The sequence below is a fragment of the Microvirga sp. 2MCAF35 genome (assembly GCF_052115545.1).
Lineage (GTDB): Bacteria > Pseudomonadota > Alphaproteobacteria > Rhizobiales > Beijerinckiaceae > Microvirga.
The window spans coordinates 1-2900 of the sequence record NZ_JBFRGW010000083.1 but is presented as its reverse complement, the minus strand read 5'-3'; the positions used below and the strand labels follow the sequence as shown (position 1 = coordinate 2900).

The 2900-nt window shown below is 58.9% G+C and carries 1 protein-coding gene; it reads right to left on the bottom strand.

What is annotated here, in order from left to right:
• Positions 1-97 precede the first annotated feature (97 nt).
• Positions 98-1108 (bottom strand): DUF4062 domain-containing protein, encoded by a 1011-nt coding sequence (locus tag AB4097_RS21355; RefSeq protein ID WP_442043289.1) that lies wholly within the window; start codon positions 1106-1108, stop codon positions 98-100.
• Positions 1109-2900: the final 1792 nt, after the last annotated feature.

Sequence of the window (2900 nt, the reverse complement as noted above, 5' to 3'; positions counted from 1 at the left end):
TGGCGGTCGAGACGCACGAGAACTGGCTGGAAGCCCACCGCTACCTCAATATGGAGGATCTCAAGGAGCACAAGAAAACCACTCTTCGCGAAGCCGCTTAGCCAGCCCGACCGGCCGCCCCTCTTTGCAGAACTTGACGCACACAATCTATGCTGTTCGGACTCCTCCTATCCTCCGCACGTGTTCGCCAGCCCGTGTAGTCGGCACCAAGGATAATTGAGCTGATGCCGATCCGGCGCAGCCGCTCCGTCGGGTCGATCGCGGCGAGTACATCGTTGAGAAATCCCAAGCCGCGCACCATTGCCTCTCGTACATCCTCCTCGATCAGGGCCATCATCTGGCTCTCTGACTCGATCGGCAGCCGGAGCGAGACCGACCCGTCGGCATGCACCGCCACAGATCGTGAACTCTGCTTGAGCACGAGAGCGTCTCCGGCAATCGCCGGCTCAGTGCCCTCCCTGCGATCGAAAACGGCGTTCGGGCCATGTAAGGCGAATTGGAAGAGCTTCTCGTCTAGTTCCCTGCTCTCAATCTGGATCGGTCGCAGAAGAGTTTGGCTAGGTCCGCCTGCGACGGCGAGGCCAAGGGTTATATGACCGTTCGACCATCCTCGCTCTGATGATGGAAGGACCGATAAGCATCGATTGAGAACCTCATGGGCGTCCGATGCCCCCCGCGCCTCGTCGACCGCCCGCCGATGCAAGGCCTGAGTGATGAGCCTCCGGACATCCTCGGAAGTAGCAAAGGATTCGGTGAACACTCCCCCTTGCCAGTCCTGGACCTCGTCGAGGAACGCCTGCTGCGCGGATTCTCGGTCGTCGACCGTCTCCACCAATGCGATGATTTCCTTGGTTCCCTTGGCCTCCCGGAACTCCTCGTGTGTGGCGGAAATCCCAGATGCCTGTACGGCCCCGTAGCGCCTTCCCATGAGAAGGAACACGAGGTCAGCATCTCGCACTCCAGACAGGCATGCTATCTGCGGCGAACTTGCGGAGGCACCGAAGTCTTCCGCGCGGATTACTTCGTGCCCGAGTGTCTCGATGGCATCTTGAGCCGCAGCTCGAACAGCCTCGTACCCAGTGATGACTGAACTGATAAATACCTTCATTATTAAGCCTCCTGATCTGCCCTGAGCGAAGCGGGGCAGGGCCTCACCAACCCTTCGCGACGTCCGTGCGGTTGCACTTCGGACAGTGGAGGGCACCTAAGGGTTCACGGCGCCGTTCGGCGTCCCGGACCTCCTCGGCTGTGAGTACGGACGCTTCGAAGCGTTCGCCGCAGTTTCGGCAGCGGTATCGGATACGGAGTGGCATAAATTAACCTTTTCACGTTGATTTGCCGGAACCGTCTCGACTCCGAAGATCGAATCCCCCATATCCATCTTCCCCAAGATAGGAGAGGGTATCGACCTCTTCGCCCCGCGCAGGCTCCAGCTTCGCGCGGTATCCCAAGCCGGGTTACACTCGGCTTGGGAATTCGTGGATTGGATGAGAATTACCGTGTCCATCCGGTCGCGTGTCGGCGGCACATGAATCGAGCCAGCCGACGTTTCCGCCACCTGTACGATCCAGTAGACAACGGTGGTGATTCACCCTTCGAAGGTGTCTTTGCGCCGGACTCAGAAGGCCGCGGTGGTCCTACCTGGGGCGCGATCTAGCCCGCCCGCTCAATCCCGGAACCTAAGCGCCGCAAGCGAGGGCTGACCTATTGCCGCCTGGATGCACTCGTCTGGAAGTGACGCTTCTCAACTGCGCGCTCTTCAATGATCGAAGCTAGTCCGCCGCAGGGGTGCGGCGGACTTTGGCTTCATTTGAGGCGCGGTTAGCGAGGTTCTCGCCAACCTTTGTGAGCGCCCATACATCCTTGTAGAGGCAACCAAAGGATGCCTCACACGCGTTCCCGAAGCTCTGCAAAATAAGGGTTTCCATATCTGGTTTGCCTCAACCGGACGCGTTTGCAACCCATCAGAGCGCCTCACTGACCCACCTAACAGTTCGCCTCACAGTGAGGCAGACTTTCTCTGTGTGCACGGTAGGGTGCGGCGTCCTTGCGGGCCAGACCTTGCGCCGCTGGACTCGCCAATCGAAGCTTTCATGGTCGATTGATGGAGCAAGTCGAATGGCAACGGTCAGCGCAAACGGAGAAGTCTCCTTGCATGGGGTGACTGGGTCTGAATGGATACGGCTTGACGCAATCCGTCATTCGCTCGCTCACGGCATCATGAGAAACGTAAAGTCGATGACCGCGAGGTGGGGAACTGCTCTTGCAAACTCGACGTCAGCCAGAACACGAGCCGTGTACGCAGAGTTGCTTACTCAGGCGGAACAGGCGTTCCGCATTGAGGAGGCACATGGCCAGGGCTGTCTGCTCGATCTGGACAGCAGCCTTCTTAAGCCATTGGTTCGGTCGCCGGAGCCTTACCTTGCCCGGGAGGAGATCGAGGCGGCTCAGCGCTACAGGGCATCTATGATCTAGGCTTTCGAAACCGTCCAGAGAACTAAGTGTGAACAGCCTGCCCCGTCGACGTGGGGCAGGCTGTTTCCTTTCGTGGCATCAAACTCTAAACGGAAAGCCCGCCTCAGGGGTGAGGCGGGCTTTGGCTTCAATTGAGGTGCGCTATGGGTGGTTTATGGCCATCCTTTGCGAGCGTGTGACTGGAACCATAGTTTGCCGCAGATTTTCTACAAGTCATTGAAATCGCTAGGTCTGCCTAAAGGCTTTGTCACGCAGTGTGCTGTTGTTTGACGCAATAGTGGCCAGCCCCCGCGAGGTGGTCCGGGGTTAATGTTAGTGCATGATGGGTCGTGGGGCTACGGTGGGTGTGGCCTGCGGAGCTGGTCTGGGTTGCGCAGCCGGCCATAGCACTACCTCGGGTGCGGGTGGCTTGTAGCCGAGCGATG